Origin of the sequence: Mesorhizobium sp. M0571, from assembly GCF_040320985.1 — a bacterium.
GTDB lineage: Bacteria > Pseudomonadota > Alphaproteobacteria > Rhizobiales > Rhizobiaceae > Mesorhizobium.
In genome coordinates, this window is sequence record NZ_JAMYQT010000040.1 from 26,253 (window position 1) to 47,666 (window position 21,414).

A 21,414-nucleotide genomic window follows, 5' to 3' on the forward strand; every position below is an offset into this window, starting at 1 on the left:
TGCTTCGGTGCCCTGCAATGGTTGGCTAACGACAGCATCGGCCCCTTCGGGCTGATAGAAGAGGAGAAATGATATGAAGAAGAGCTGGACAAAACCGACCATGTGTCAGGTTGCTGCGGGCTTTGAAATTTCGCGGTATCTGCCTGCTGAAATTACTCCCAAGAAGTAGGCCGCAGAGGTGCGTGTCCCTGGCAACAGGGGCGCGCATCCCTTGTCGCATGGGATTTTCGTGGAAAGGTTTTGACGCACGCAAAGCGGGCGGGACGTTTTTTGCGGCTGCAAATTGCCTGTTGGTCAGAGCAGCCGCGAGGCGGGCGTTTTCATGCGCTTGAGAATCATCGGATCGGCGGCAGGCGGCGGCTTTCCGCAATGGAACTGCAATTATCGTCTGAGTCGTGCGGCTCGCACCGGAATGGCTGGCGTGCATTCACGAACCCAATCAAGTGTCGCCGCCTCGGCGGATGGGCTCGGCTGGGTTCTTTTCAACGCCTCGCCCGACATTCGCCAGCAGATCGCGGCAACGCCTGAATTGCAACCCGCGGACGATGCGCCGCTGCGCTCGACGCCTATTCGCGCGGTGGTGCTGACCAATGCCGATGTCGATCATGTCGCCGGCCTGCTCAGCCTGCGTGAGCGGCAGCCTTTCGCTATCTATGCAACGACACAGGTTCTGGCGACGCTGAAGGCGAATTCGATTTTCAATGTTCTCGATCCGGCGCTCGTGCCGCGACGCATCTTGCCGCCGGCGAAAGAACTGGCGATCTGCGATGCAGACGGCCACGACACCGGCGTGGCTGTCGAGAGCTTTCCGGTGCCCGGGAAGATAGCGCTTTATCTTGAGGACAAAGACCATCCGGAGGCCAATTTTAGCTCCGACGCCGGTGACACGATTGGCGTCCGAATCGCTGGTGCCGGCTGTCGCGGCTCCGTCTTCTATATCCCCGGCTGCGCGCGCATCGATGCGACCCTGCGCACGCGTCTCACCGATGCCGCATGCCTTCTGTTCGACGGCACGGTCTACACCGACGACGAGATGATTGCTGCCGGCGTCGGTCAAAAAACCGGTGCGCGCATGGGGCACCTGGCGATGTCGGGAGACGCGGGGTCGATCGCCGGCTTGGCCGATGTGAGGATCGGCCGCCGTGTCTTTGTTCACATCAACAACACCAATCCGATCCTCGACGAGAATTCTGCCGAACACGCGGCGGTCAAGGCGGCAGGCTGGGAAGTCGCAGGCGACGGAATGGAGATGCAATTTTGAGTGATTTCCACGACGCGGCCAGGAATGGCCTGTCCTCCAGCGAGCTCGAAGCCGTGCTGCGGCAGGTCGGTGCCGAGCGCTATCACAACCGCCATCCTTTCCATCACAGGATGACCAGCGGTGCGCTGTCGAGGACAGAGATGCAGGCCTGGGCGCTGAACCGCTATTGCTACCAGGCTGTCATTCCGCGCAAGGACGCCATGATCCTCGCACATGCCGAGGACCCGGCGTTTCGTGCCGCCTGGCGCAAACGCATCGAGGACCATGACGGCGAGGACGGCTGGAGCGGCGGTATTGCGCGCTGGCTGCATCTGGCGACCTCGCTCGGTCTCGATGCCGATGCGGTGAAGAGTGAAAGGCTGGCACTGCCGGCAACACGTTTCGCGGTCGGCGCTTACCTCTCCTTTTGCACGAACCGGACGCTGTTCGAGGCGGTCGCGTCGTCGCTGACCGAGATGTTCTCGCCGCTCATTATCGGCGAGCGGGTGCCGGCGATGCTGGCCAAATACGATTACATCACCGAGGATACGCTGGCCTATTTCAGCCGACGCCCCGAACAGGCCTCGCGCGACGCCGACTTCGCCCTCGCCTATGTGCTCGGACATGCCGACACGGCGGAACGCCAGCAGCAGGCGATCGATGCACTGATGTTCAAATGCGATATACTCTGGGCCATGCTCGACGCGCTTCAACACGCCTATGGCGAGCCGGGAAACATCCCGCCCGGTGCCTTCCGTCCGGATGCAGCCCGATGATGGCGCTGCGCGAAAGAACCCTGGTGTCGCCGCGATCGGTGCCATCGCTGCCGAAGCACGTGCGCATACAGTACGACCCCGTGCGGCAGGCATTCGCCGTGCTTTCGCCCGAAAAAATATTCTGGCCGAACGACATCAGCCTCGACATATTGCGCCGCTGCGATGGGCGGTCCACGGTCGGTCACATCATTGCCGGTCTTGCCGCGGATTATGATGCCGAACAGGAGGCCGTGGCGGCCGACGTCATCGCCTTCCTGCAGGAATGGTCGGACAAGCTGCTGGTGAAGCTATGAGCGAGCCCCTTCTTCCTCCGATCGGCATGCTGGCGGAACTGACGCATCGCTGCCCGCTGCAATGCCCCTATTGCTCCAATCCGCTCGAATTGCTGAAGGCCAATCGCGAACTCGACACGCAGACCTGGCTCGACCTGTTCTCGCAGGCCGCCGATCTCGGCGTTCTCCAGGTGCATCTGTCCGGCGGCGAACCGACGCTGCGCCGCGACCTCCAGCAATTGATCGCAGGGCTTTCGGCGCGCGGCGTCTACACCAACCTGATCACCGCCGGCGTCGGCATTGCCGAAGGCCGCATCGAGGCGTTTGCCGAAGCCGGGCTCGACCATCTGCAGCTGAGCTTTCAAGGCGCACGGCCGGCGACCACCGACCGCATCGGCAACCACAAAGGCGGCCACGAAAAGAAGCTGGAGACGGCACGCCGGGCTCGCGCGGCCGGCCTGCCGCTTACCATCAACGCGCCGATCCATCGCCACAACATCGAGGAGGTGCCGGAATTCATCGATCTGGCCCTTTCGCTGGGTGCGGAGCGTCTCGAGATCGCCAACGTCCAGTACGCCGGCTGGGCGCTGACCAATCGCGATCAACTGATGCCCGAGCGTGCTGCGGTCGACCGGCAGGCGGAGATCGTCGCGGCGGCGCGGGAACGACTCACCGGCGTCATCAACATCGATTTCGTCACGCCGGACTATTTCGCCATCTATCCCAAGCCGTGTATGGGCGGCTGGGCGCGCGACGCCTTCATGGTGACGCCGGACGGCACCGTACTGCCATGCCATGCCGCACAGACCATCCCGTCGCTCAGCTTCGAGCGTTTCGGACCACGCAGCCTGGCCGCGATCTGGACCGATTCGCCGGCATTCAATGCCTTTCGCGGCACGGACTGGATGCAGGAGCCCTGTCGCAACTGTGAGCGGCGCGAAATCGACTGGGGCGGCTGCCGCTGCCAGGCGATGGCGATCGCCGGCGATGCCGCCGCAACGGACCCGGCTTGCGCGAAATCGCCGATCCATGCGCGCATGGCAATGCTGATCGACGAAGCCCAGCGCGCTGCGACAGTTCCCTCGAAGGACGAACCGTTCGTCTACCGGCGTATCGGCGTCGTTACCGAGCCCGCCTGACCCGCTGAGCTATTCCTATAGTAGTTAGTCTTAGTCTCGTGAAAGCCGTTCGGCATGCCACGTCATATGGTCATCCATGAATGTCGAAATGAAAAAATATGAGTGATCGTATCCGTCCTGCATCCGCAATTTCAACGGAATGCCGGCCTTGGAGCAGGCGTCCTCGAGCAGCCAAGGCCTGAGGCCCTCCTGGAGGAAACCATCTGATGTTCCCTGATCGACCAGGAATTCCGGGAAACGGTGTCCATTCTCGATGAGCGAAGTGGCATCGTAGCGCCGCCACGAGGCCTCATCCACGCCGAGATATTTTTCGAAAGCCGGCCTCGACCAGCCGGCTGTGCTTGGCTGCACGATCGGCGCAAATGCCGAGCAACTCTTGAAACGCGCGGGATTTCTCAGTGCGATCGTCAGCGCGCCATGCCCGCCCATCGAATGGCCGAAGATCGACTGGCGCGCCATATCGGCGGGAAATTCGCGCCCGATCACGGCTGGCAGCTCCTCGAGGATATAGGAATACATGCGATAGTTCTTCGCATACGGCTCTTGCGTCGCATCGAGGTAGAAACCAGCGCCGCTGCCCAACTGCCAATTGCCCTTTTCATCCGGAATGTCGGCACCACGCGGGCTGGTGTCGGGACAGACGACGATCAAGCCAAGTTCGGCGGCCATACGTCTATATTCGCCTTTTTCCATTACATTCGCATGGGTGCAGGTGAGTCCAGAGAGGTACCACACCACGGGGCAACGCCTTTCCCGTGCCTGCGGAGGCACGAAAATGGCAAACGTCATTTCGCACGAGCAGCTCGTCGAGAGATGAGAATAAACATGCTGGGCGCCGCCATGCGACTTGGCAGTGGAGACGAGTTTCGGGTGCTCTGGCATGTATTGTTCTCCGCCAATTTTAAAAACGCCGACCATGGCCTCTACGACATCAGGAGTGATCGCGGCAACCTTGGCTCGTTCCCACTTTGGTTGAAGTATTGAACATCCGCCGCGATCTTGGGTCCGACGGCGGCGGGTGGCTCCTCGGCGAGGTGAATACTCGGCCCAACGAGCTTGCACATTCTGGTGCTCTGGTTATATTACCGGTAATACCCTCGGCAGGCCCTGAATGAGCAAGAGTCCTCAACGACGCGCGGTTGATAGCTATCGGAGCCGCCTGACTGGCCGAGGCATGGCGCGCTTCGAGGTTGTCGGCCGCGATGACGACCGTGAGCTGATCCGCTCGGTAGCTCGACGCCTGGCGGAAGGCGGTGCAGACGCCGACCGTTTGCGCGCGGCCGTCAAGCAAACAATCTCAGGTGAGCCTGCGAAGAAAGGCGGCATCCTCAAGGCTTTGCTTGCATCGCCTCTCATTGGTTCCGAACTGGAGCTGACCCGTCCCCGTGAGGAGGGACGAAGGGTCGACATCTAATGCGGTATCTGATCGACACCAATATCATCAGCGACTTCACGAAGCCGGTGCCCTCCGAGTCGTTGATCGCCTGGATGGCCGAGCAGATCGACGACGACCTTTTCATCTCCTCGTTGACTCTTGCCGAGATCCGACGCGGCGTTCTCGAAAAGCCGGCGGGGAAGCGGCGCGATCAACTCGATGCCTGGTTCGTCGGTCCAACTGGACCACGAGCGCTCTTCGACGGTCGCATACTATCCTTTGACGAGAAAGCGGCCCTTTCGTGGGCAAAACTTATGGCAGACGCCAAAGCCAAGGGGCGGCCGCGAAGCGGTCTCGACACCATCATCGCAGCTGTCGCAGAAGCGAACGGCTGCGTCGTCGTCACGGATAACGAGAAAGATTTCGAAGGCATCGAGATCCTCAATCCGCTGCGTAGTTCCCGCACCGAAGAGGCCGACAGATAGCCATCTCAAGTGGAGAGTTGTTCCGAACCCATCACCTCCGATTCAGGAGGCATGGCAATTCTCGCGCCCAGTTCATCGCACGATAGCTCGAAGCGTCCTGATTGAACAAATCCGGTTCCGCCAGCGGCATGGCCGCGGCCTTCAAGTTCCTAGATCGGGAATTGGTGCGGATGGCCGAAATCAATTCAACACTTGTTCGGGACCCGATTTGAAGCCGTCGACGAGGGGCTAGTATGAGCCTCGTCGCATGCAAAAGGGTATCCCATGGACATGGACCGGCGGTCCGCTCGTGTGCATGAATTTTAAACGAAAATCATTGCAAAATGGAGCGCAGCGTCTTAAGTGGAGGACGAAGGATTTGACGATGTCCGCATTGAACGAACTGAAGAAGCGGTTGCGGCCTGGACAGGTCTATCGGCGCAAGGACCTCGAGAAGTGGTCCACGGCTGTCGATCGCCACCTGCGTCAGCTTATCGAGGAAGGTCGGCTGGAGAAGGTGTCGGGCGGACTGTACATGGCTCCGCGCAGCACGCGTTTCGGCAAGGCTCCGGCTGCGGCGGAGAAACTGGTCGAGACGTTCCTCAACGACGATCGCTTTCTGATGGTCTCCCCCAGCGCCTATAACAGCCTGGGGGTGGGCACGACCCAGCTCTACAACGAACCGGTCGTCTATAATCTCAAGCGTCATGGACGCTTTCAGCTCGGCGGCCGTTTTTACGACTTCCGCAAGAAGCCTTCGGTGCCTGCGAAACTGACCCAGGAAGTGTTGCTGGTCGACCTTCTCCAGAATCTTGACCGTCTTGCCGAGAACAAGGCTGAGGTGTTGCCTCGCGCCCTCAAGCGCGCCCGCGACATGAACCCCGCTCATCTGGCCAAGGCGGCGCGGGATTTCGGTTCGGTTCGCGCCGAGCGGCTGGTGAGCCAAGCGCTGGAAGCGGCCTGATCTGCATGCCGCTTCTACACGACCTCGGGGATTTCAGCTATCTGATCACGGTCGCCGCCGCGGACATGAAGATCGATTCCGGCCTGGCTGAGAAGGACTACTGGATCATGCATGCCCTGTGGGGCCTGCAGCAGCTCGGTTTCCGTTTCGAGCTCAAGGGCGGCACCTCGCTGGCCAAGGGATATCAGCTGATCCACATCGACATTCTGATCCATCCTCTCTGTTGGAAGCGGGCTTCGATCGGGTCGCGCCCAATCAGGCCCGCCTCATCTCCTCCTGGGCCTATGATCGTGCGGTGGCATCGGGCGTGCCGGACCTGATCGATAACCGCGCCGTCGATGTTCTCTGCTATGAGCCCGGCTACACGTTCGTCGAAAAGCTGCAGACCCTTTCCACCAAATTCCGGCAGCAGCAGGCTTCCGGAGAGATGCCCGTCAACTTCATGCGTCACTACTACGACGTCTTCTGTCTTCTGGAGGACGAGGGCGTCAAAGCCTTTATTGGCAGCCCGGAATACCGCGCACACAAGGCCGATCGGTTCCGAGGCGGCGATGAGCCGGACCTGCGGCGGAATGAGGCTTTTCGCCTCACCGATCCCGCGACCCGACAGATCTACGCCAACGCCTATGAGCGAACTCGCGCCCTCTACTTCAGGGATCGGCCTTCACTCGACGCAATCCTCGCTCAGCTGGACGCGCATCTCGATCGATTGTGATCCCTTGAGGGCACCGCGGCATGCTCGCCTTCAAAGTCCCTTGGCCGGGAAGTTGGTGCCGATAGTCGGGATCAGGCAACACTCGTTCCGAACTGGATTTTGAAGCGGTGGATGAGCGGCTATGATGAGCGTCGCCGAAGGCAAGTAAGGTCAAGAAGGCCTCCTACAATCGGCTTTAGAGGAGATCATGTTGATGACGAAAGTTCGCGCCCTTGTCCTCGAACGTCAGCACGAGCTCAAGCTGCGTGACATCGATCTGCCGCAGACCGTTGGTCCGGGCGAGGTTCGCATCAAGATCCACACGGTGGGCGTCTGTGGCTCCGATGTGCATTACTACACTCATGGTCGAATCGGCCCGTTCGTGGTCGAAGCGCCGATGGTCTTGGGCCATGAAGCCGCCGGCACGATCGTGGAAACAGGCGAAGGCGTCGAGCACCTGAAGGTCGGCGACCGCGTCTGCATGGAGCCGGGTATTCCAGATCCCAATTCGCGGGCGAGCCGGCTGGGTCTCTACAACATCGACCCGGCAGTCAGGTTCTGGGCGACGCCGCCGATCCACGGCGTGTTGACCCCCTATGTCGTTCACCCCGCCAACTACACCTTCAAATTGCCCGACAATGTCAGCTTCGCCGAAGGCGCAATGGTCGAGCCCTTCGCTGTCGGCATGCAGGCTGCGGCCAAGGCGAAGCTCGTGCCGGGCGACACGGCGGTGGTGATTGGCGCAGGGCCGATCGGCACGATGGTGGCGATCGCCGCCCTTGCCGGCGGCTGCGCCCGCGCGATCGTCGCAGACCTCGCCCAACCCAAGCTCGACATCGCCGCCGGCTACCAAGGTGTGGTCCCGGTCAATATCCGCGACAAGAGCCTGACGGCGGAGGTAAAGCGCCTGACCGAGGGCTGGGGCGCCGACGTCGTCTTCGAATGCTCCGGCTCGTCCAAAGCATGGGAGACCCTGCTCGATCTGCCGCGGCCCGGTGGCACGGTGGTGGTGGTCGGCCTGCCGGTGGCGCCGGTGGCGATCGACATCGCTACTGCTTCGACGAAGGAAATCCGCATCGAAACGGTGTTCCGCTATGCCCACCAATATGACCGGGCGATCGCGCTGATGGGATCGGGGCGGGTCGACCTCAAACCGCTGATTTCAGCGACCTTCCCCTTCGAGGACTCTATCGCAGCCTTCGACCGCGCCGTCGAAGGCCGGCCGGCGGACGTGAAGCTCCAGATCAGACTGCCGGATTAGTGTGAGCTCCCGGAAAGAGGCTCGGGTCGCTGTCCCAATCTCATCGATGCCCCATGGCCTGTTCACGCCCTCGGTGACGTAGACGCTGCCCCGGTTCGACAAAAACGAAATCGTAGCCATGGTCACCGGGCTTCAGCATTCTATAGCTGGTGGCCCGAGCTATGCAGCATCACAATTCTTGACGTCCACCCCTTTTAGATATACATTTCTTCCACCGTATATCCAGACGAGAAAGTAACATGCAGATCGGTAAATGGGGAAACAGTCTCGCCGTTCGACTTCCAACGGCAGTGGTCGAAGCCCTTGAGCTTAGGGAGGGCGATGAGATCGAAATCCATGTCGCCGACCTCCGCCAGCTTGGCGTCGCGCGCAAGCCAGGGCGCGACGAATTGCTGAAGCGCCTCCGCGCCTTCCGAGGTCGGCTTCCCGCTGACTTCAAGTTCGACCGAGACGAGTCGAATGCCCGCTAGTTTTTTCGACACCAACGTCCTTGTCTATATCGCGTCAAGCGACATAGCGAAGGCGGATCGGGCTGAGGCGGTCATTGCCGCTGGCGGGGCAATCAGCGTGCAGGTTCTCAATGAACTCGCGAACGTCGCGCGTCGGAAGATGCACATGTCCTGGGCCGAAACCAATGCGCTGCTGACCATGTTACGCGGGCTGTTGACGACCTATCCGCTCACGATCGAGACCCACGAAACAGGATTGAGGCTCGCGGAGCGATACGGCCTTTCCACCTATGACGCCATGATCGTCTCCGCAGCGATTCACGCCGGCTGCGATACACTTTGGTCGGAGGACATGCAGCACGGAATGGCTCTCGACGAGGGCTTACGCATCATCAATCCCTTTCGCATTGCGTACTGACGACCATCGCTGCGGTGATCGCCCAATGTGGGGCAGCCAGCAAACCCAGGGGCGTTCATCGAACCGGTGCTTGACAAATTGACGGCCGTCCCACACGCTGCCTTAACAAAAGACACAACAAACTTACAAAAGTTCAAGTTGGCACGATCTGGCCGATAGGGAGAGGGCCGATGCATCTCTGTCACCAAGCGGAGATTTGCGCGTGAGCACCGCGACCTTCACGCGCGAGAGGCCTAAATGGGTCCTGCCCCGGTTCATGACGGCCGAGCATCCTTTTCCCTGGCTCGCGCCGATCACGGTGATGCTTCTTGTTTTCGGCATCTATCCCCTCGCCTATTCGGTCTGGCTGTCATTTCACAAACGCAATGTCGTTTCCCGGCAGCTTGACTTCGCCGGAGTCCACCAATGGACGCGCGCATTCTCGGATGCGCGTATGTGGCATTCGTTGGAAACCACGCTGATCTACACCTTCGTCGCGCTTGCCGTTCAGCTTGCGCTTGGCATCCTGATCGCGCTTCTGCTTGACACCGATCGCAAAGGTTACGGCGTGCTGCGGGCGTTGATGACATTGCCGCTGGTCGTGCCCCCTGCCGTGACCGGAATGATGTTCTTGCTGATGCAGGACGGCTCCTTTGGTGTCCTGTCGTTCTACCTTTACGCCCTCCACCTGCTCTCGCCGGCACAGCCGATCCTGACGCAGCCGGTAACCGCACTGCTGGCGATCCTGCTGGCAGACATATGGCAATGGACGCCGTTCATGGTGCTCATCATGCTGGCAGGGCTCAGGGCGCTGCCGAGGGAACCTTTCGAAGCCGCTGCGATCGATGGCGCCAATGGTCTCCAGACATTCTTGCGCCTCACATTGCCGATGCTGCGCAAGGTGATAGCGGTCGCGGTGCTGATCCGCGGCGTCGATCTCTTTCGCATCTACGACTACGTTTACATCATCACCGCCGGCGGGCCAGGCACGGCCACCGAGACGCTTTCATTCTACGCTGGTCGTATCTACTTCACCGGAGACTTCCCCTATGCCGCGACCCTGTCGCTGATCGTGCTCGTCGTCTTGATCGGCGTGTCGAACGTCTTCGTCAGGCTGTTCAAGGTGAGGTTCTGATGGAGCCGTCCCGCGCCCGAATGATCGCCCGTGACGTGCTCGCCGTCTTGGTGGTGGCGATCTTCATGTTCCCGATCGCATGGTGGGCGCTGTCGTCCATCAAACCCTATTCGGCGATCTTCGACCGCAGCGGACCGGTCTACGTCGGTTTCACGCCGACGCCGGATAATTACCGCGTGACGCTGCTTGGCGTCTCGCGCGTCGACATCGGCATGGAACAGGGCGGCGAGGCGGCGGGGGTGATCAAGGGCGGCGCCAGCTCCTACGATTCCCGCCAGTCGCTGCTCGACAGCGCGATCATAGCCGTTGGATCGACAACACTGACGCTGTTGCTGGCGACGCTGGCCGCCTATTGCCTGTCACGAATGCAGTTCAGCGGCCAACAGTCCTTCCTGTTTTGGATCCTCTCGCAGCGCTTCATGCCGCCAATCGCCATCGTCGTACCGGTCGTTTTCATGTTCCGGGATCTCGGCTTGCGCGACACCTATACGGGGCTCATCCTCGTTCACAGTTTGATCAACCTGCCGCTGGCGGTTTTGCTTTTGAAGTCGTTCTTCGACGATGTCCCGCGCGAGGTCGATGAGGCAGCGCTGATTGACGGCGCGACGCGCTGGCAGACCTTTCGCCGTGTGGTCCTGCCCATGGTCAAGGGTGGCATCGCCGCGACAGCTGTGCTGTGTTTCATTTTTTCATGGACCGAGTTCCTGCTCTCACTGTTCTTGACAACGTCGATCCGCACCGTGCCGGTGAAGATCTCGACCTTTGTCACCTCGACCGCGACCGAGTGGGGCTACATCACGGCGCTCGGCACCTCGGCGATCATACCCAGCTTCATCTTTATCCTACTGGTTCAACGGCATCTGGTCCGCGGCCTCACTCTCGGATCGCTGAAGGAGTGAGGCCCGGACGAGAAGAACGACGACAAAATCGCAACGGAGGAACGATCATGAGCTTCAGAGATCACGACAAGAAGACATTCGTCGCCGACACCTGCAACGACTTTACGGCGCGCCGAATAACCAAACGCGACTTCATGAGGAAGATGGCGCTCGCTGGCGTCGGCTTTTCTGCCTTCGGATCGGCCATGCTGGGCGGCGGCCGCTCCAATCGGGGGGTGCTGGGCCTGGGGGTTGAAGAAGCCCGCGCCCAGGACACGGATATGCTGAAGTGGCTGGCCGATGTCGGCAAACCATATGCCGGCACCAAAATCCGCTACACTTCGGAAGCCACGCCGCCGACGATCGTCGCCAATCAGCTTGTTGCGGGTGAGTTCACGAAGGCAACCGGTATTGAGGTGGAAGTCGAGATCGTGCCGCTGGAGCAGGTTCTCGCAAAGGCGACGCAAGACGTACAGGGCCAGCTGGGCACCTATGACGTCTACTACCTCGACCAGTCCTGGATGGCGACATTTGCACAGGATGTCGTCGATCCGCGCGAGTATTATGACCAGAACAAAGAACTGGCGATGCCCGACTTTGACTGGGATGATTTCTCCAAGCCGCTGGTCGACGGCATCGCCATGTACAACGGCAAACAATGCGGAATTCCATTCGATATTCCGATCTTCATCCTGATGTACCGCAAGGACCTCTTCGACAAACACAATATTGCGTTGCCGACAGACCTCGACGCCTACCTCAAGGCCGTGCAGGCGCTCACAGAGGCGGAAAAAGGCAATGGCATCTTTGGCACCGCATGCCAGGCGAAGTCCGGCCATTATTCGCTGGAATGCGACTGGACCTTCGCACTGTGGGGCCATGGCGGTTCGGTCTTCAACAAAGACAAGAAATTCGTCGGCAATGACGAGCGCGGCGTGGCCGGGCTGCAATTCTATCAGGAACTGGTCAAGAACTCGCCGCCCTCTGCGACGACATGGACCTGGGACGGTCAGGGTCAGGCCCTGACACAGGGGCAGGCCGCCATGGCAATCACCTGGGGCGAAGATTTCCCCGGCTTCGACGCCAACGATTCCAAGGTCAAAGGCCTGTTCGAGGCCTTGCCGGCGCCCAAAGAGGTTCCTGGCCGTCGCGCCGCCGCCGATTGCGGCTTCAACGAAATCCCGGCCGTCGGCCACCAGGGTGGCTCGACGATTTCGTTGTCGCAATATTCCAAGAACAAGGAAGCGGCATGGCTGTTCATGCAGTGGGTCTGCTCGAAGGATGTGATGGCGCGGGTGTCGACGCTCGGCGGCGGCGCCTCACCGATGCGCAATTCCTCCTTCACCGATCCTCGGGTCAAGGCAAAGGCCGTCGTTGGACCCGGAACGACACGCCATTTCGACGCGATCAAATACACCATCGACAACCAGATGGGATCGGAGCCGGACATGCCGATTTGGGCGGATTTGTCGAACAACGACATTCCGGTTGAGCTCGGCAAGTTGCTTACGGGCCAAGACTATGGCGGCGACGCCAAGGCATGCCTGGATGCCATTGCCGGCATTGTCGACGGCAAAGTCAAGGATGCCGGCCTTTAGCGGCATCCCCCGGTGATTTCGGCGACGGCGGCTTCAACCGCCCTCGCCCTCTGGCAATGTGGCGGCAATGGTTCCGGATCTCGTCATCGGCATTGATTCCTCGACCTCGGCAACCAAGGCGATCGCCTGGGACCGCAATGGTCGCGCCGTGGCGGAGGGCCGTGCGTCGATTGCAATGTCCAACCCGCGTTCGGGCTATTTCGAGCAGGATCCGGCCGAGTGGTGGACCTCGACGGTCACAGCGCTCCGCGCTGTGGCAGCAACAGTTTCGCCGAAACGCATTGCCGCCCTTGCCATTGCCAACCAGCGCGAAAGCTTCGGTCTTTTCGACGAGCAAGGTGAAGCGATCAGGCCCGCAACGCTATGGCTCGATGAGCGCGCCCGCCAGAAGGTCCGCCGTTTCGGCGAAAGCTTCGGCGCGGCACGCGTCCACGCAATATCCGGCAAGCCGCTGGACGTCATTCCTTGCCTTTACCGCATGATCTGGTTTCGCGAGGAAGAGCCCGAGATTTTTGCCCGGGTGGAGCGAATAGCCGAAGTCCACGGCTACCTGGTGTTTCGGTTGAGCGGCCGGTGGGTGACGTCCACCGCGTCCGCCGACCCAATGGGCGTGCTCGACATGCGAGCCATGGACTGGTCGAACGATATACTGGACGCAGCAGGCGTCGCCCGGCGAATGATGCTGGACCTGGCGCGGCCCGGCGCCATTGTGGGCCAACTAACGTCGGAAGCGGCCATGCTGACGGGCTTGCGCGAGGGCACGCCGATCGTCGCCGGCGGCGGCGACGGTCAATGCGCCGGAACGGGCGCTGGTGTGTTGCAGCCGCGATGCGCTTACATCAATCTCGGCACGGCGGTCGTCTCCGGCAGTTTCGGCATCGACTACGTCCATGACCCGGCCTTCCGCACCGAAACAGCGGTCGCCGAGGATGGCTATATCTACGAGACGTGCCTTCGCGCGGGCACTTTTCTCGTTGATTGGATGGCGCGCGAAATGCTCGGCGTCGATCTGCATGGCTCAAGCGACGGCCTGGCGGCGCTCGAGGCCGAAGCCGCCGCCAGCCGCATCGGCGCAGGCGGCATAATGCTCCTGCCGTACTGGCAGGGCGTCATGGATCCGCACTGGGATAGCGAGGCCCGTGGTGTGATTGCCGGGCTGTCTGGCTCGAGCCGCCGCGGCGACATCTATCGCGCCGTGCTGGAAGGCATAGCGCTGCATCAGGCCGCGACAAGTCGGCGAGCCGCTGCGGCCGCCGCCCAGACGATCGATCACCTCATAGCGATCGGCGGAGGAGCGAAGTCCGACCTGTGGATGCAGATTCTGACGGATGCACTCGATCTTCCCGTAAAACGTTCGACGACCGTAGAAGCCTCCTCGCTTGGCGCGGCGATGGCAGCGGCAAAGGGCGTGGGCTGGTTTTCCACCATCGCCGAAGCGTCGCTCGCAATGGCCAGCGAGCCGACCAAAACCTTCGAGCCGGACGCGAAACGGGCCCAGCTCTACGCCGACCTTCTTGCGATCCATGCCGATCTTTGGCCAACGCTTTCAGCCTGGAACCAGCGACTCGCGGCTTTCATGGAGGCCGATCATGGCTGAAACCACCAACTGGAACGCCTTGATCGAGGACGTTGTCGCAGGACGCTGGAAAGATCCTGAGACAGGCGCGGCCGCTACCCTGCCGTTCCAAACAATTGAATTGCTGGAGACGACGGAGGGCCGCGAGGCGGATCTCGTAGCGCCTCTGATGCTAGGCAGCCACATCGCTACTGTCTCTGACACCAACACCGTCGACGTGATGGGTCGGCGCGTCGCCAAGGCGCTGCGCGCCGTCGCCGACATCGACGAAATCGTGCTGCCGCAGGGCCTGGAGTGCGACGAGGCGACGATCCAGATGGTCAGAGAGAAGACGCGTCACGCCGACGGGGTCGTGGCCGTCGGATCCGGCGTCCTCAATGACAGCTGCAAGCATGCAACCTTCCTCGACAACCGGCCCTATGCCGTCTTCGGCACGGCAGCCTCGATGAATGGCTACGGCGCCTCAACAGCGTCGGTGACCTTGGCTTCAGGGCTCAAGATCTCGCTGCCCTCACACGCTCCGCGTGGCATCTTCCTGGACCTTGGCGTGTCGGCCGCAGCGCCCACCTGGCTCAGCGCCGCCGGGCTTGGCGACAGCCTCTGCCGTTCCACGGCCCAAATCGACTGGTGGGCTTCGCATCGGCTGTTCGACACCTACTATTCTGACGTGCCCTACCTGCTGCAGGCGGGCGATGAGGAACCGATGCTGGCCCATGCGCCTGGCCTGGCCAGGCATGACGTGACCGCCGTCGGGCATCTCCAGCGCGTCTTGACGCTGTGCTCGATGGGTGTCTGCTTCGCCGGCGTTTCCCATCCTGGCTCCATGGGGGAGCACCAAATTTCCCATTGGGTTGACATGTTCGCTGGAGACCATCATCCCGGCACCACGCACGGTCAGCAGGTCGGGGTTGCCTCGCTGGTTATGGCGCGTCTGCAAGCGCGGCTCCTCGACATGGAAGAGCCGCCGCAGGCAAGGCCGACCCTCATCGATGAGGCGGCGATGCTGGCCCGCTATGGCGCGCAACTTGGACCACTTTGCATTGCTGAGATGAAGAAGACAGCTCTCGATGCTCGTCAGACTGAAGCCTTCAACCGGAGGCTTGCGGAAATCTGGCCGGCGCTGCGCCAGGAGGTTCGGCCGATGGCAATGCCGGTTGCCCGCATGGAGGCAGCGCTCAAGGCTGCGGGGGGGCCGGTCACCGGCGCAGAATTAGGCCTGCCGCGAGCGCTTTGGCACGATGCCATTCGCTATTCGCGAGAAATCCGTGGCCGATGGTCCTTTGTCAATCTGGTCGCCGATGCAGGGCTGCTGGAAGACTTTCTGGTGAGCGAATGGTGAGACCGCATCGGATCGTCGCCAATGACTCGCATGGCGACGTGGAACCCAACCGGCAAGGGCAATCGAAGGATAGCAATTTATGGCGTCTGTCACCATCAGCAACATAAAGAAGGACTATGGCGCCCTCTCGATTATCCATGGACTCGATCTCTCGATCGAGGATGGCGAGTTCGTCGTTCTGTTGGGGCCGTCCGGGTGCGGCAAGTCCACGCTGTTGCGCATGATAGCCGGTCTTGAGCCCATCACGTCCGGTGAGATCACCATAGGAGACAGGGTCGTCAACACTCTTCATCCCAAAGACCGCAACATCGCGATGGTCTTCCAGAATTACGCGCTTTACGCGCACATGACCGTCTTCGACAACATGGCCTTTTCCATGCAATTGAAGAAACGCCCCAGCGAAGAGATCAAACAGAAGGTCGGATGGGCGGCGTCGATCCTCAATTTGACCCCCTATCTGGAACGGTATCCCCGCCAGCTTTCGGGCGGCCAGCGGCAACGCGTCGCCATGGGCCGCGCCATCGTGCGGGATCCAACTGTGTTCCTGTTCGATGAGCCGCTGTCCAACCTCGACGCCAAACTGCGCGTGCAGATGCGCACCGAAATCAAGGAACTCCACCAGCGGCTGAAGACCACCACCGTGTATGTCACGCATGACCAAATCGAGGCCATGACCATGGCCGATGTCATCGTCATCATGCGCGACGGCCACATCGAGCAGATCGGGCGCCCGCTCGATGTCTACGATCGCCCGGCAAACCTCTTCGTCGCCTCGTTCATCGGCTCGCCCGCAATGAACATGTTCCATGGCGAGGTGGCATCTGAGCGCGGCGCCTGGGTGGTGCGGACTGACGAACTATCCCTCCCGCTTCCGCCACAGGCCGCAGTCCGGCCCGGCCAAAAGGTGATCTATGGCATCCGTCCAGAACATCTTCGACCAGTGGCAGACGGGCGAGGCATCCCGGCGAGGGTTACGGTTGTCGAGCCGACTGGCCCCGAAATCCATATCTTTGCCAGCATGGGCAACGTCGCGATCTGCTCGGTGCTGCATGATCGCATGGAACTCTCTCCTGGAGCTGTGATCCATCTGGAGCCGACGCCTGACCGAATCCACCTGTTCGACCAAGGCAGCGGCGAGCGGCTGGACAAGGGAAGAAGTTGAATGGCGCAGATCATTATCCTCGGCGCCGGCGTCATGGGCTCTGCCATGACGCTTCCGGCCGCTCACGCGGGTAACCGCATTACTCTCGTCGGCACCCATCTCGACGAGGAGATCGTCGGCTCGGTGGCCAGCGCAGGTCGTCATCCGCGCCTCAACATCACTCTGCCTGGCGCGGTAACCGCCTGTTCCTGGACTGAATTCGGAGCGGTGATGAACGATGGACCCGATCTCCTTGTACTCGGCGTCTCGTCGGCCGGCATTCCTTGGGCGATCGACCGCATTGCCGAAAGCATCAAGTCGCCCGTGCCGATACTGATGATTACGAAAGGACTTGCCGCGAGTGACGACGGCATCGAAATCCTGCCACATCTGCTTGCCCGCGAGATTGAGCAGCGCACCGGCTTGTCGGTCCCGGTGATGGCCGTCGGCGGACCTTGCATCGCTGGCGAACTGGCCGCACAGCGCGATACCTCTGTGATCGTGGCCGGGCACGATCCCGACAAGATTGCCGCAGCGTCCCGCATTCTGCGCGCGCCTTTCTATCATGCGCGACCGTCATCCGATCTCGTTGGCGTCGAGATCTGCGCCGCTTTCAAGAATTTCTACACGCTGGCCATTGGATCCCCCGTCGGGCTGCTGGAGCGCGACAACAAAGCGTCAAATGGTGCGCTCATGTACAATCTTGCCTCGTCACTTTTCTCGCAGTCCCTCGCCGAGATGGCGATTCTGGTCGAAGCTCTGGGTGGAAAAATCGAAACAGTGCTGGGGCTGGCCGGCTCCGGCGATCTTTATGTGACCTGCCAGGCGGGTCGTAACGGTCGCATGGGGCGCCTGCTTGGCCGGGGCCTGCCTTATTCCGTGGCGAAGCGCGAACATATGAGTTCAGACACGGTCGAGGGGGCGCAACTGGCGCTGGACCTTGGTCAGACTTTGAAGAATATGATGGCCAGGGGTGTACTTCCTTACGATCGCCTGCCGCTGACGAGCGCCATCATCGACGCGATTTGTGATGATGCTCCGCTGGTTTTGTCCTTCGACCGCTATCACCGAGGCTAGCGGAGCGGGGAAACTCGATTGATGCCTGATATCGATGAGCACATGGCTCCGCCGAGCCTGCTCTGATCCCGCTGCCGCGGAGTGGACAGGATGGTCTGATGGAGAAACCACCACCAAAGAAACGCGACGGCCGCCACGCCGTAACGAGTTCCGTCACGGCCGATCGCGAGGAAGGGCTCCTCGTCCGCGCCGCCTGGCTTGCTTATGTCGGTGACCTCACGCAGGCGCAAATCGCCAAGTCTCTTGGCCTGACCCGCGTTCGCGTCAACCGGATGTTGGCGCATGCCCGCCAGCGGGGGATAGTTCAGATTCGCATCAATTCCAAGGTGGCGAACTGCATCGAGTTGGAGAACCGGTTGCGGGACGCCTATGGCGTCTCCGATCCGATCGTGGTTCCGACACCGCCCGATCCTGCCCTGGTGCCACAGGTCATCGCAGCCGCCGCCGGTGAAGCCCTGTCGCTTAGAATACGTGACGGGATATCGGTGGGCGTGGGATGGGGACGGACGCTCCAGCTTAGCCTGCGGTCAGTGACCGTACGCCCGGTCAAAGGGATGTCGGTCGTTTCCCTGCTTGGCGGGCTCACGCGTGGATCGGCGATCAACATCTACGAGATCGCTTCCCGGCTCGCGGCGCTTTTCGACGCGGAATGCTTCTACGTCGCAGCACCGGTGTTCACGGACACCGAGGCCACGCGCGATCTGCTTATGCGCCAGTCTATTCTGGAAGATGCCTTCACCCATGCCCGCGACGTTGATGCCGCTTTCGTTTCGGTGGGTGCGGTGCACAAGGACGCCACCATCTTTCGGATCGGACTGGTAGGCGACGATGATCTCATATCGCTTCGCGAAGCCGGCGCCGTCGGCGATATTTGCGGCCACTGGATCGATGCCGAGGGACAACTCGTCGATCATCCGCTCAACCGTCGCGTTATCGGCCTCGCCCCCGAACATCTGCGCGACGTCGACACTGTGATCCTGCCCTCCGGTGGCCTCGATAAGGTTCCGGTGCTGCGCGCCGTGCTACGTCTTGGTGTCGTCGATGTTCTGATCACCGACGAGAAAACCGCCGAGGCGATCCTTGCGGAAAAGCCATAGCGCAGACGGGTCGCGGCGAGGAATTGTCTCGCACCTGAATGGTGCCAACCTGGGCCGCGCGATATCTGCAGTGCCTGCGCAGAACGGATAAACACTCACGCTAGAGCACGTCCGGCTTAATCCGGATCATATCCTGCCGCCTTGAAGTAGTTTTCGCACTCGGCCGGTGAGAACAGCTCGACGATCGAACCGACGGCATCCCACAGGGCCTTGATGGTTCGCTCTGCTTTGGCGCGCAGAAGCGCCTTGAGCTTTGAGAAGGCGTTCTCGATCGGGTTGAAGTCGGGGCTGTATGGGGCAGCAAGCTGAGTGTCGCGCCGGCCTGCTCGATCGCGCCGCGGACACCTGCCGCCTTGTGCGCCGGCAGGTTGTCCATGATGACGATGTCGCCCGGCTTCAGGGTCGGGACGAGGACCTGCTCGACATAGGCGAGGAAGACGGCGCCGTTCATAGCACCATCATAGACGAACGGCGCGGTCATGCCGGTAAGGCGCAGCGCCCCGGTGAAGGTGGTGGTCTTCCAGTGGCCATGAGGCACGCCGGCCCGGCAACGCTCGCCGCGTGGGGCGCGGCCCCGCAGCCGCGCCATCTTGGTCGACAGTCCGGTCTCATCAATGAAGACGAGCCGGGCAGGATCGAGATCGAGCTGGCCATCGAACCAAGCGCGGCGGCGCTTCAGGATGTCTGGACGGTCCTGCTCCAGTGCATGTGCGGACTTTTTTTGAACGTCCAGCCGCGCCTGCAAAGCCAAGCGCTCAATGCGCTGCGTCCGATACGTGCCGACCGCTCGGTCGCAAGCCGCTCGACCATCTCGTTCAGTGTGATGTCCTTGCGCTCCTCGATCAGCCCGACGATGAAGGCTTTATGCGCATCGAGACTTGAACCTCGCCGCCAACCCTGCGGCCGAGGCGTTCGCTCGCCGATCTTGGCGCGCGCGACCCAACGGATCGCAGTCGATATCCCGACCCCGAACCGGGCTGCCACCTGCCGCGCGGACATGCCCTCGCTCGAAGCCCTCAAAACCCGCCAACGAAGATCGCCGCTCAGTGCTCTTGCCATCGTCCACCTCTTCAAAGTGGACGTTGAATCAGCCGGCCAAGCCTGTGTCACCTCACAATCGATTCATCGATCGCCGGATATGCTCTAGCGCGATGCGCATCGCGTCATCTGCCGGAAGACTATCCGCACGGATCGCCTTGAAGACGGGACGGTGACGGTCAATCTGGGGCCGCTGGTCGCGGCCGACTTCGACCAGGTCCTGCTTGTGGGATCGCGCACCAGAGCGCAAGCCATCGCTCCGCGAAAGACGTGGCTGAGCATAGGCAGCATGTCGCCGTTGGAGTGGTAGGTGCCGGTCACTGATATTTCGATCGGCGCACCCCATATAAGCGGAAAGAGTGTCGTAAGGATTTGTCTATGTTGATTTCGCGTTCGGGACGGTTTGCAGTTTTGCTTGCAGGGTTGTTCCTGGCATTTTCCATGGTCGCTGTGGATCACGCCGATGCGCGCCGTGGCGGCAGCTTCGGCAGTCGCGGCACGCGCACTTTCCAGTCGGTCCCGCCGACCAGAACTGCGCCACAGCCTGCCGCACCGGTCGAGCGCTCGATGACGCCCAATGCGGCAACGAACAATGCGGCCCGTCAGCCGCAGGCATTCCAGCGCCCGGGCTTCTTCAACGGCCTCGGCGGATCGATGATACGAGGGCTGCTTCTCGGCGGTTTGATCGGCGTTCTCTTGGGCCATGGTTTCGGCGGCTTGGCCGGCATGTTGGGTCTTTTGCTTCAAGTGCTGCTGATCGGCGGTGCGATCATGCTGGCGATCCGCTTTTTCCGCTCGCAGTCGGCGCAAAACCCAGCGCCCGCTATGGCCGGTGCCTCGCGAGGTGCTGGGAGCTTTGGGCGAAGCGCAGCAGCCCGGCCCGAAACGAGCAACGCCCCAGCTTCCTCCATTCCAGGTATCGGGTCGGGATTTGGCGGAACGAGCCAAGCCAATATTTCCGATGAGATCACGCTCACTAAAACCGACCTCGACACGTTCCAGCAAAGGCTGACGGAAGTTCAGGAAGCATTCGGGCGCGAGGACCATGCTGCCTTGCGCCGGTTGGTGACGCCCGAGATGGTGTCCTATCTGTCCGAGGAACTTGCCGATAATGCCAAAAAGGGCGTCAGGAATGACGTATCGGACGTCAGCCTGTTGGAGGCCGATATTGCGGAAAGCTGGCGGGAGGGTGATCGCGACTACGCGACGGCTGCTTTGCGCTATGAGTCTCGCGACGTGACCCGCGATCGCATCAGCGACAAGATTGTCGAGGGCCAGGCCGATCAGCCGACGGAGACAACCGAACTGTGGACCTTTACGCGGCAGAACGGCGGTGACTGGAAGCTTGCCGCAATACAGCAGCCGAGCTGATGTGCCCGGCCTTGATGTCTGCCAAGAGTTTTGTTCAGGTTTCTCGCTACCACTCGAAGGCCAGCCCGCCCCTTCCGCGCGCTTCTTTCCCCCAACGCGCGTTGAGTTAACACTATACCACCGGCTTCCACCG

The 21,414-nt window shown here is 61.3% G+C and carries 22 protein-coding genes and 1 pseudogene; 20 read left to right on the plus strand and 3 right to left on the minus strand.

All coding sequences use genetic code 11. From position 1 onward, the window contains the following. The first annotated feature begins 322 nt into the window (after positions 1-322). Genes pqqB through pqqE form a run of 4 tightly spaced genes read left to right on the plus strand, consistent with a single transcriptional unit; the run spans position 323 to position 3,427 of the window. Entirely contained in the window at positions 323-1,261 is a 939-nt protein-coding gene (pqqB, locus tag NKI85_RS29505) for a pyrroloquinoline quinone biosynthesis protein PqqB (protein ID WP_352779692.1), read from the plus strand. Continuing rightward, on the plus strand, positions 1,258-2,016 hold the full coding sequence (gene pqqC, locus NKI85_RS29510) for a pyrroloquinoline-quinone synthase PqqC (RefSeq protein ID WP_352531175.1): 759 nt from the start codon (positions 1,258-1,260) through the stop codon (positions 2,014-2,016). Before pqqB ends, pqqC begins: the two co-directional genes overlap by 4 nt. Continuing rightward, the gene (pqqD, locus tag NKI85_RS29515; protein WP_352531173.1) at positions 2,013-2,309 is read left to right on the plus strand and encodes a pyrroloquinoline quinone biosynthesis peptide chaperone PqqD; all 297 of its coding nucleotides are present in this window, start codon (positions 2,013-2,015) and stop codon (positions 2,307-2,309) included. Before pqqC ends, pqqD begins: the two co-directional genes overlap by 4 nt. Then, positions 2,306-3,427, plus strand: coding sequence for a pyrroloquinoline quinone biosynthesis protein PqqE (gene pqqE / locus NKI85_RS29520; protein ID WP_352779695.1), 1,122 nt, complete (start codon positions 2,306-2,308; stop codon positions 3,425-3,427). Before pqqD ends, pqqE begins: the two co-directional genes overlap by 4 nt. A gap of 30 nt (positions 3,428-3,457) precedes the next feature. On the opposite strand, the gene fghA is transcribed toward pqqE, so the two are convergent. Further along, positions 3,458-4,309 carry an S-formylglutathione hydrolase gene (gene fghA / locus NKI85_RS29525; RefSeq protein ID WP_352531969.1) on the minus strand — a complete coding sequence of 284 codons (852 nt, stop codon included), beginning with the start codon at positions 4,307-4,309 and terminating at the stop codon, positions 3,458-3,460. 229 nt (positions 4,310-4,538) lie between these two features. Between fghA and NKI85_RS29530 the strand changes: the two genes are divergently transcribed. From NKI85_RS29530 to NKI85_RS29540, 3 genes are all read left to right on the plus strand, one after another. Beyond that, positions 4,539-4,841: a hypothetical protein gene (locus tag NKI85_RS29530; protein WP_352531936.1), complete on the plus strand. Its 303-nt coding sequence runs from the start codon at positions 4,539-4,541 to the stop codon at positions 4,839-4,841. Continuing rightward, positions 4,841-5,287 (plus strand): type II toxin-antitoxin system VapC family toxin, encoded by a 447-nt coding sequence (locus NKI85_RS29535; RefSeq protein WP_352779697.1) that lies wholly within the window; start codon positions 4,841-4,843, stop codon positions 5,285-5,287. Before NKI85_RS29530 ends, NKI85_RS29535 begins: the two co-directional genes overlap by 1 nt. 364 nt (positions 5,288-5,651) lie before the next feature. Then, a complete protein-coding gene (locus NKI85_RS29540; protein ID WP_352779719.1) occupies positions 5,652-6,230 on the plus strand; it encodes a hypothetical protein in 579 nt (192 codons plus the stop codon). A gap of 14 nt (positions 6,231-6,244) precedes the next feature. On the opposite strand, the gene NKI85_RS29545 is transcribed toward NKI85_RS29540, so the two are convergent. After that, positions 6,245-6,445: a hypothetical protein gene (locus NKI85_RS29545; protein WP_352531942.1), complete on the minus strand. Its 201-nt coding sequence runs from the start codon at positions 6,443-6,445 to the stop codon at positions 6,245-6,247. Positions 6,446-6,453: 8 nt separating this feature from the next. On the opposite strand from NKI85_RS29545, the gene NKI85_RS29550 reads away from it, so the two are divergent. From NKI85_RS29550 to NKI85_RS29605, 12 genes are all read left to right on the plus strand, one after another. Then, on the plus strand, positions 6,454-6,945 hold the full coding sequence (locus NKI85_RS29550; protein WP_352531944.1) for a nucleotidyl transferase AbiEii/AbiGii toxin family protein: 492 nt from the start codon (positions 6,454-6,456) through the stop codon (positions 6,943-6,945). 193 nt (positions 6,946-7,138) lie between these two features. Continuing rightward, a complete protein-coding gene (locus NKI85_RS29555) occupies positions 7,139-8,185 on the plus strand; it encodes an NAD(P)-dependent alcohol dehydrogenase (RefSeq protein WP_352779700.1) in 1,047 nt (348 codons plus the stop codon). A 239-nt stretch (positions 8,186-8,424) separates the two neighbouring features. Then, positions 8,425-8,655 (plus strand): AbrB/MazE/SpoVT family DNA-binding domain-containing protein, encoded by a 231-nt coding sequence (locus NKI85_RS29560; RefSeq protein ID WP_352531948.1) that lies wholly within the window; start codon positions 8,425-8,427, stop codon positions 8,653-8,655. Further along, a complete protein-coding gene (locus tag NKI85_RS29565) occupies positions 8,645-9,052 on the plus strand; it encodes a PIN domain-containing protein (RefSeq protein ID WP_352779702.1) in 408 nt (135 codons plus the stop codon). The genes NKI85_RS29560 and NKI85_RS29565 overlap by 11 nt, the downstream gene beginning before the upstream one ends. Before the next feature lie 202 nt (positions 9,053-9,254). Further along, positions 9,255-10,166, plus strand: coding sequence for a carbohydrate ABC transporter permease (locus NKI85_RS29570; RefSeq protein ID WP_352779704.1), 912 nt, complete (start codon positions 9,255-9,257; stop codon positions 10,164-10,166). Then, complete coding sequence (locus NKI85_RS29575) at positions 10,166-11,065, plus strand: carbohydrate ABC transporter permease (protein WP_352531954.1); 900 nt, start codon at positions 10,166-10,168, stop codon at positions 11,063-11,065. The genes NKI85_RS29570 and NKI85_RS29575 overlap by 1 nt, the downstream gene beginning before the upstream one ends. Before the next feature lie 47 nt (positions 11,066-11,112). Further along, positions 11,113-12,642: an ABC transporter substrate-binding protein gene (locus tag NKI85_RS29580; RefSeq protein ID WP_352779706.1), complete on the plus strand. Its 1,530-nt coding sequence runs from the start codon at positions 11,113-11,115 to the stop codon at positions 12,640-12,642. Between the two features lie 67 nt (positions 12,643-12,709). Further along, the gene (locus tag NKI85_RS29585; RefSeq protein ID WP_352779708.1) at positions 12,710-14,239 is read left to right on the plus strand and encodes a xylulokinase; all 1,530 of its coding nucleotides are present in this window, start codon (positions 12,710-12,712) and stop codon (positions 14,237-14,239) included. Next, the gene (locus NKI85_RS29590; RefSeq protein ID WP_352779710.1) at positions 14,232-15,557 is read left to right on the plus strand and encodes an iron-containing alcohol dehydrogenase; all 1,326 of its coding nucleotides are present in this window, start codon (positions 14,232-14,234) and stop codon (positions 15,555-15,557) included. Before NKI85_RS29585 ends, NKI85_RS29590 begins: the two co-directional genes overlap by 8 nt. Before the next feature lie 79 nt (positions 15,558-15,636). Then, complete coding sequence (locus NKI85_RS29595) at positions 15,637-16,719, plus strand: ABC transporter ATP-binding protein (protein ID WP_352779712.1); 1,083 nt, start codon at positions 15,637-15,639, stop codon at positions 16,717-16,719. Continuing rightward, the gene (locus NKI85_RS29600; RefSeq protein WP_352779714.1) at positions 16,720-17,775 is read left to right on the plus strand and encodes a hypothetical protein; all 1,056 of its coding nucleotides are present in this window, start codon (positions 16,720-16,722) and stop codon (positions 17,773-17,775) included. It abuts the gene before it with no gap. A 98-nt stretch (positions 17,776-17,873) separates the two neighbouring features. Beyond that, the gene (locus NKI85_RS29605; protein ID WP_352779715.1) at positions 17,874-18,872 is read left to right on the plus strand and encodes a sugar-binding transcriptional regulator; all 999 of its coding nucleotides are present in this window, start codon (positions 17,874-17,876) and stop codon (positions 18,870-18,872) included. Positions 18,873-18,988: 116 nt separating this feature from the next. Here the strand turns inward: NKI85_RS29605 and NKI85_RS29610 are convergent. Next, a pseudogene (locus NKI85_RS29610) lies at positions 18,989-19,931 on the minus strand (IS630 family transposase). A 357-nt stretch (positions 19,932-20,288) separates the two neighbouring features. On the opposite strand from NKI85_RS29610, the gene NKI85_RS29615 reads away from it, so the two are divergent. Continuing rightward, positions 20,289-21,281, plus strand: a complete 993-nt coding sequence (locus tag NKI85_RS29615) for a Tim44 domain-containing protein (protein WP_502900739.1) — start codon at positions 20,289-20,291, stop codon at positions 21,279-21,281. Positions 21,282-21,414 lie beyond the last annotated feature (133 nt).

Coding starts and splice junctions, on each gene's coding strand:
- fghA (WP_352531969.1), bottom strand. CDS start 4,309: ATGCCAGAGCACCCGAAACTCGTCTCCACTGCCAAGTCGCATGGCGGC.
- pqqE (WP_352779695.1), top strand. CDS start 2,306: ATGAGCGAGCCCCTTCTTCCTCCGATCGGCATGCTGGCGGAACTGACG.
- NKI85_RS29590 (WP_352779710.1), top strand. CDS start 14,232: ATGGCTGAAACCACCAACTGGAACGCCTTGATCGAGGACGTTGTCGCA.
- NKI85_RS29600 (WP_352779714.1), top strand. CDS start 16,720: ATGGCGCAGATCATTATCCTCGGCGCCGGCGTCATGGGCTCTGCCATG.
- NKI85_RS29545 (WP_352531942.1), bottom strand. CDS start 6,445: ATGGATCAGAATGTCGATGTGGATCAGCTGATATCCCTTGGCCAGCGA.
- NKI85_RS29530 (WP_352531936.1), top strand. CDS start 4,539: ATGAGCAAGAGTCCTCAACGACGCGCGGTTGATAGCTATCGGAGCCGC.
- NKI85_RS29565 (WP_352779702.1), top strand. CDS start 8,645: ATGCCCGCTAGTTTTTTCGACACCAACGTCCTTGTCTATATCGCGTCA.
- NKI85_RS29560 (WP_352531948.1), top strand. CDS start 8,425: ATGCAGATCGGTAAATGGGGAAACAGTCTCGCCGTTCGACTTCCAACG.
- pqqD (WP_352531173.1), top strand. CDS start 2,013: ATGATGGCGCTGCGCGAAAGAACCCTGGTGTCGCCGCGATCGGTGCCA.
- NKI85_RS29585 (WP_352779708.1), top strand. CDS start 12,710: ATGGTTCCGGATCTCGTCATCGGCATTGATTCCTCGACCTCGGCAACC.
- NKI85_RS29595 (WP_352779712.1), top strand. CDS start 15,637: ATGGCGTCTGTCACCATCAGCAACATAAAGAAGGACTATGGCGCCCTC.
- NKI85_RS29580 (WP_352779706.1), top strand. CDS start 11,113: ATGAGCTTCAGAGATCACGACAAGAAGACATTCGTCGCCGACACCTGC.
- NKI85_RS29615 (WP_502900739.1), top strand. CDS start 20,289: ATGTTGATTTCGCGTTCGGGACGGTTTGCAGTTTTGCTTGCAGGGTTG.
- NKI85_RS29555 (WP_352779700.1), top strand. CDS start 7,139: ATGACGAAAGTTCGCGCCCTTGTCCTCGAACGTCAGCACGAGCTCAAG.
- pqqB (WP_352779692.1), top strand. CDS start 323: ATGCGCTTGAGAATCATCGGATCGGCGGCAGGCGGCGGCTTTCCGCAA.
- NKI85_RS29535 (WP_352779697.1), top strand. CDS start 4,841: ATGCGGTATCTGATCGACACCAATATCATCAGCGACTTCACGAAGCCG.
- NKI85_RS29540 (WP_352779719.1), top strand. CDS start 5,652: ATGTCCGCATTGAACGAACTGAAGAAGCGGTTGCGGCCTGGACAGGTC.
- NKI85_RS29605 (WP_352779715.1), top strand. CDS start 17,874: ATGGAGAAACCACCACCAAAGAAACGCGACGGCCGCCACGCCGTAACG.
- NKI85_RS29575 (WP_352531954.1), top strand. CDS start 10,166: ATGGAGCCGTCCCGCGCCCGAATGATCGCCCGTGACGTGCTCGCCGTC.